Raw genomic sequence first — 5,532 nt, forward strand, 5'->3', positions numbered from 1 at the left:
CCTGTGGCCCCTGACGTCAGATGTGGCAGTGAGCCCACCACTGAGGGGGGGGGGGGGGGGGGGGGGGGGGGGGGGGGGGGGGGGGGGGGGGGGGGGGGGGGGGGGGGGGGGGGGGGGGGGGGGTGTCGGGGGTGCCCGGGGCCGCGAGGGCGCCGGGGGCGCCGCCGAGAGCGCCCGCGATGACGGCGACCGCGAGGGCGGCCGCGCCCTTCCTGCGCCGCAGCTGCACGGCCGCTCCTTGTTTCCGGTGGGCTCCTGTGGCCCCTGACGTCAGATGTGGCAGTGAGCCCACCACTGAGGCGGCCGGGGTGTCAACGGGCGGACGTGTGCGAGGAGTGATTCTTCGCGGAATCCGCGCGGAATCACGCCGGGGGCCGTAGCGGGGCACCGGCGGACGTGAGGGCCGCGACGGGGCTGAAACGGACGCTTCCGCGCCCGTCCGCGGGGGTGCCCACAGCGCGCCCGAGAGCTCGCCCCGGGCCCTGCCGCCCGCTCCGGCGCGGCGCACGATTTCCGGGTCGGCGGGCGCTGGGAGCCCGATCTTCCGGGGTGAGCAGGGGCGGAGGAAGAACAACTCCCGCGCCGGGAACCCGGCGTGACCCACGTCACGTTGATACAACGTATACGTCTGCGGCCCCGCGTTCTGGGTAGGGCTGCCGTGACCTGCCCCCTGACAAGGAGCTCACACGTGGCTGCTTCCGCCAATCTTCTGCTCTCGGGCCTCTCCAAACAGGTGCCCGGACCGGTGTCCGGCCAGATGCCCCGCCAGACGTCCGGCACCGACTGGACCCGGGTGACCTCACCCGACTCGGCGCAGCTCTCCGGTCCCGAGTCCGGGCTCGACGGATCGTGCTTCTGCGGCTGCTTCGAGCCGCCCCTGACCAGCGAGCCCCCGCTCGCCGACGCCGCGCCGCTGACCAGCGAGCCGCCCCTCGCCGACGCCGCCCCCCTCACCAGCGAGCCCACCTCCACCGGTATGGCCTCGGGCCTGGACTACACGGGGGTCTGATGGCCCTACCCCGGCTGGCCGCCTCGTACGGAGTGGCCACCTCCTACTCCCCGTCCCCCGGGCGCACCGTCCCGGCCACCGACACCGCGGTGGTCGCCGCCCTCGCCGCCCTCGGTGTGGACGCGAGCACCCCCGACGCGGTCTCCGCCGCCCTCGCCGCACGCGAGGCGGAGCTGTCCGAGCGCCTGCTCCCGCCGACCGTGGTCGCCTGGACGGACGGCGACACCGCCTTCCTCCCGGAGCTGCCGCGGGGCACGCGCGTGCGGATCGAGGCGGAGGAGGGCGGGACGTACGCATGGGAGGCCGGAGCCGAAGCGGACACCCGGCTGCCGCCGGGCGTGCACGCCCTGCACGTCCGCAGTCCCGACGGGCGCGAGGCCCGGGCGCACCTCATCGCCGCCCCCCGTCGGATCAAGACCCCGCCGCGCCGCACCCACGGCCTCCTGGTCCAGCTCTACTCCCTGCTCTCGCAGCGCTCCTGGGGCATGGGCGACCTCGCCGACCTGGCCGAGCTCGCCGCCTGGTCGGGCCGCGCCCTGGATGTCGGCTTCCTCCAGGTCAACCCGCTGCACGCGGCCGTGCCCAGCCCGCCGCAGGGCCCCGGCGGCGACCCCTCGCCGTACCGCCCGTCCTCCCGCCGCTTCCCCGACCCGGTGCATCTGCGCGTGGCGGCCGTGCCGGAGTTCGCGCAGCTGCGGGGGGCGGCCCGCGACCGGGCCGAGGAGCTGTGCCGCCGGGCCGACGAGCTGCGCGAGGGGGTGCTCCTGCGCGGCGAGCTGATCGACCGCGACGCGGTCTGGGCCCTCAAGCGCGAAGCCCTCGGACTGCTCGCCGAGGTCCCCGTCGGCCCCGGCCGCTGCGCCGCCTACAGCGCCTTCCTCGCCGAGCAGGGCCCCGCCCTGGAGGACCACGCCACCTGGTACGCCCTCGCCGAGGTGTACGGCCCCGACTGGCACACCTGGCCCGCCGGGCTGCGCGACCCCGCGTCGGCCGCGACCGCCCGCGCGCGGCGCGAGCTCCTGGACCGCGTCGACTTCCACTGCCGCCTCGCCTGGCTCACCGACGAGCAACTGGCCACCGCCCAGCGCACCGCCCGCGAGGCGGGCATGGACATCGGCCTGGTGCACGACCTCGCGGTCGGCGTGCACCCCGGCGGCGCCGACGCCTGGGCCCAGCGGCGGCACTTCGCGCAGCGCATCTCGGTCGGCGCGCCCCCGGACGCGTTCAACGCGCGGGGTCAGGACTGGGGGCTGCCGCCCTGGCGCCCGGACCGCCTCGCCGAGTCGGGTTACGCCCCGTACCGCGCGCTGCTCCGCGGCCTCCTGCGCCATGCGGGCGCGCTGCGGATCGACCACGTCATGGGCCTGTTCCGGCTCTGGTGGGTCCCCGAGGGCCACGACCCCACCGAGGGGACGTACGTGCACTACGACGCCGAGGCGATGCTCGCGGTGCTCGCCCTTGAGGCCCACCGCGCGGACGCCCTCGTCATCGGCGAGGACCTCGGGACCGTCGAGCCCGGCGTCCGCGAGACCCTGCGCGCGCACGGCGTCCTCGGCACCTCCGTGCTCTGGTTCGAGCGGGACTGGGAGGGCACGGGGCGTCCGCTGCCCGCCGACGCGTGGCGCGCCGACTGCGTCGCCACCGCCACCACGCACGACCTGCCCCCGACCGCCGCCCGCCTCACCGGCGAGCATGTGCGGCTGCGCCATGAGCTCGGCCTGCTGACCCGCCCCCTCGCCGACGAGCAGCGCGAGGCCGCCGCCGATGTGCGCGAGTGGCTCGGGCTGCTCTCCCGGCTCGGCATGCTGCCGGGCGGCGTCGGCTGCGAGGAGGACGAGGTCCGCGCCGTGCACCGCTTCCTGCTGGCCACCCCGGCCCGCATGGTCGGCATCTGGCTGCCGGACGCGGTCGGCGACCGCCGCCCGCAGAACCTGCCGGGCACCTGGGACCAGTATCCGAACTGGCGGCTGCCGATCGCCGACGCCGCCGGACACCCCGTCACCCTGGAAGACCTTGCGGCGTCGCCGCGGCTGCACGCGCTCCTCGCGGTGTTCCGCCGTACGGCACCCCCGGACGCGCACCCCGTTTAGGAGTTCGCTACGTTTGCACCGTGGACAAGAAGAACGCTCTGCGCGCCGGCGCCCTGGCTTCCGGCACGACGCTGATGATGCTGCTCATGTCGTCCCCCGCGCTCGCGAACATGCGGGACGACGGCGACGACCCGGGTCCGGGCCTGAGCGTCATCGACACGCTCGGCCTCTATGTCGCGGCCCCCATCGTGCTGTTCCTGGTCATCGCGGGCCTCGTGATGGTCGGCGACAAGTCCCGCAAGCAGCACAAGCAGGGCTGACGGCTCAAGCAGCGCCGACGGCACCAGCAGCGCCGCCGACGGACTTTCGCGCCGAGGGCGCCCTCCGCCATGTACGTACGTACGCGGCGGCGGAGGGCGCCCTCGGCGTGTTCTCTTTCCCGCAGAGCCCGTGTCATATCCCCGGCCGGGCGTGCGGTGCCTGGCAGGGGATATGACGCAGGCTCTCACTCCTCGGCCGTCAGATAGCGCTGGAGCGTCGGCGCCAGCCACCGCGTGACCTCCGCACGCGTCATCGCGGTCGACGGCGGGAACCGCAGCACGTACCGGGTCAGGGCGAGACCGAGCACCTGCGCGGCGCAGAGCGCCGCCCGCGTCGCCGCCTCGGCCGGATCCGGGCAGACCTCACGGGCGACCGGCAGCAGCTGCCCCTCGAAGATCTCCCGCATGCGCTCGGCGCCCGCCTGGTTGGTGAGGCCCACCCGGAGCAGCGCGGTGAGCACGCCCCCGTCCTCCCACATGTCGAGGAAGTGCGTCACGAGGACCCGCCCGACATCCTCGCGCGGCACCCGCGCGAAGTCCGGCATCCGCAGGTCGGCGGAGGTGGCGGCGGCGAAGAGCCCCTCCTTGTTGCCGTAGTAGCGCATCACCATCGAGGGGTCGATGCGCGCGTCCCTGGCGATGGCGCGGATCGTCGCGCGCTCGTACCCGTCCGCGGCGAACCGCTCGCGGGCCGCCGCGAGGRTTCMSGCGCGGGTGGAGTCGGAGCGCCGGGGAGAGGTGTCGGGTGCGTCGGACGGGGAGGGTGAGGCGTCCGCGGGGGCTTTTCCGGTCATGCCAACAAACGTAGGCCAACAGTTGTTGACAGTCCAGAGAGGCGGTCCTACGTTGGCCAACAAGCGTTGACCAACGCGTGTTGGCATCAGGAGGCAGCCATGAACGGCACGAGTGACGTCGCGAGGGACGGCAGGACTGACGGCAGGACCGGCGGCGGGGCCGACAGCGGGGCCGACGGCAGGGGTGTCGTCGTCGTGGGCGCGGGCCCCCCWCCGGCCTGCTGCTGGCCGGAGATCTGGCCGCCGCGGGCGTCGCCGTCACCCTCGTGGAGAAGCGGCCGCACGGCATCAGCAACCTCTCCCGCGCGCTGGTCGTGCACGCCCGCACCCTGGAGCAGCTCGACGCCCGCGGCCTCGCCGACGAGCTGGAGGCCGTGGGGGAGCCGCTCGACAAGCTGCGCGTCTTCAGCCGCCTCGCGCTCGACCTCTCCGCCCTGCCGTCCCGCTTCCGGCACGTCCTGGTCCTGCCGCAGTACGAGGTCGAACAGGCCCTGGAGCGGCGGGCGGTGAAGTCCGGGGTGCGCTTCGCGTACGAGACGGAGGTCGTCGGGCTCACCCAGGACGCGAGCGGCGTGCGGCTCGATGTGCGCGGCCCCGAGGGCAGGTCGGGCACCCTGGCCGCCGCCTATGCCGTCGGCGCCGACGGGATGCGCAGCGGCGTGCGCGAGGCGGTCGGGCTGCCGTTCCCCGGCAGGTCCGTCATCCGCTCGCTGGTCCTCGCCGACGTGCGGCTCGCCGAGCGCCCGCCGGACCTGCTGACCGTCGACACCGTCGGCGACGCCTTCGCCTTCATCGCCCCCTTCGCCGACGGCTACCACCGGGTCATCGGCTGGGACCGCTCGCGGAACGTGCCCGACAGCGCCCCGCTCGACCTCGACGAGGTCAGGAGCATCGTCCGGCAGGCGCTCGGCCGGGACTTCGGGATGCACGACGCCCGCTGGATGTCCCGCTTCCACAGTGACGAGCGCCAGGCGCCCGCGTACCGCGTGGGCCGGGTCTTCCTCGCCGGGGACGCCGCGCACGTCCACTCACCGGCGGGCGGCCAGGGCATGAACACCGGCCTCCAGGACGCCGTGAACCTGAGCTGGAAGCTGGTCGCGGCCGTCGAGGGCCGGGCCCCCGAGGGCCTGCTCGACACCTACGAGGCCGAGCGGCACCCGGTCGGCAGGGCGGTCCTGCGCAGCCAAGCGCCCGTGGACCAGGGCCGCGCGCGCCGGGTTCGCCGGAGTCGTCGGCCGGGTGGGCGCCGCGCGGGCGGGGATGGTCGGACAGCTGACGGGCGTCGGCATCGCGTACCGGGCCCCGCGGGGCGCCCACCGCTTCGTCGGGCACCGGGCGCCGGACGTCGCGCTCCAGGACGGCGGGCGGCTCTACGAGGC

General features: G+C 75.3%; 4 protein-coding genes and 1 pseudogene. 4 read left to right on the forward strand and 1 reads right to left on the reverse strand.

Translation table 11 applies throughout. From position 1 onward, the window contains the following. The first annotated feature begins 688 nt into the window (after positions 1–688). The 3 genes from AB8Z36_RS33590 to AB8Z36_RS33600 are packed head-to-tail and all read left to right on the forward strand — an operon-like array spanning position 689 to position 3,359. A complete protein-coding gene (locus AB8Z36_RS33590; protein ID WP_369217170.1) occupies positions 689–1,009 on the forward strand; it encodes a hypothetical protein in 321 nt (106 codons plus the stop codon). Continuing rightward, positions 1,009–3,099: a 4-alpha-glucanotransferase gene (gene malQ, locus AB8Z36_RS33595; RefSeq protein ID WP_369217171.1), complete on the forward strand. Its 2,091-nt coding sequence runs from the start codon at positions 1,009–1,011 to the stop codon at positions 3,097–3,099. The genes AB8Z36_RS33590 and malQ overlap by 1 nt, the downstream gene beginning before the upstream one ends. Positions 3,100–3,119: 20 nt before the next feature. Then, a complete protein-coding gene (locus tag AB8Z36_RS33600) occupies positions 3,120–3,359 on the forward strand; it encodes a hypothetical protein (RefSeq protein ID WP_369217172.1) in 240 nt (79 codons plus the stop codon). 185 nt (positions 3,360–3,544) lie between these two features. On the opposite strand, the gene AB8Z36_RS33605 is transcribed toward AB8Z36_RS33600, so the two are convergent. Beyond that, entirely contained in the window at positions 3,545–4,153 is a 609-nt protein-coding gene (locus tag AB8Z36_RS33605; protein ID WP_369217173.1) for a TetR/AcrR family transcriptional regulator, read from the reverse strand. A 99-nt stretch (positions 4,154–4,252) separates the two neighbouring features. Here AB8Z36_RS33605 and AB8Z36_RS33610 point away from each other — a divergent pair. Next, a pseudogene (locus AB8Z36_RS33610) lies at positions 4,253–5,532 on the forward strand (FAD-dependent monooxygenase); the annotation flags it as partial.

The sequence above is a fragment of the Streptomyces flavofungini genome, from assembly GCF_041028215.1.
In the GTDB taxonomy this organism is placed as follows: domain Bacteria; phylum Actinomycetota; class Actinomycetes; order Streptomycetales; family Streptomycetaceae; genus Streptomyces; species Streptomyces flavofungini_B.

Bases quoted from the DNA above. Each gene is read 5' to 3' on its own strand.
- malQ (WP_369217171.1), top strand. From the start codon at position 1,009: ATGGCCCTACCCCGGCTGGCCGCCTCGTACGGAGTGGCCACCTCCTAC.